Source organism: Paenibacillus sp. GCM10027628 (assembly GCF_042676385.1).
GTDB lineage: Bacteria > Bacillota > Bacilli > Paenibacillales > NBRC-103111 > Paenibacillus_E.
Map to the genome: position 1 here is coordinate 1 of NZ_JBHTHA010000053.1, position 536 is coordinate 536.

The 536-nt window shown below is 43.3% G+C and carries 1 protein-coding gene; it reads left to right on the forward strand.

Features of this window, described 5'->3' with window-relative positions:
• Positions 1–491 (forward strand): group II intron maturase-specific domain-containing protein (locus ACFQZT_RS32150; protein ID WP_379307039.1); only part of this gene is annotated, 491 nt, incomplete at its 5' end.
• Positions 492–536: the final 45 nt, after the last annotated feature.

The following is a 536-nucleotide window of genomic DNA, read 5'->3' on the forward strand; positions in this document are numbered from 1 at the left end:
AAACGGTAGTGGACGAGGCGGCGAGAATCAAATTTCTTGGATTCTCATTCTACCAACGTAATGGAGAAACGCGGGTGAGAATTCACCCGAAATCCATCGCAAAGATGAAAGCCAAAATAAAGGTGCTTACGTCGAGAAGTAATGGAACAGGAAATGAAGACCGAGCAGAGAAACTTAGACGCTATATTATGGGATGGATAAATTATTTCAAAATAGCCGACATAAAGAAACTGCTCCAAACTACGGATGAATGGATGAGAAGGCGGATCCGCATGATCTACTGGAAACAATGGAAACGAGTGAAAACGAAGTTCGAAATGTTGAAATCACTTGGAATCCAAGAACAGAAGGCATGGGAGTACGCAAACACAAGAAAGAGCTACTGGAGAACTTCCAATAGCCCCATCCTCGCCAAATCCCTCGGAAATAACACGATTAAAGAACTCGGATTCTTATTCTTTTCAGATTATTATCGACAAGTCACAGCGTAAACTAAGGAACCGCCGTATACCGAACGGTACGTACGGTGGTGTGGG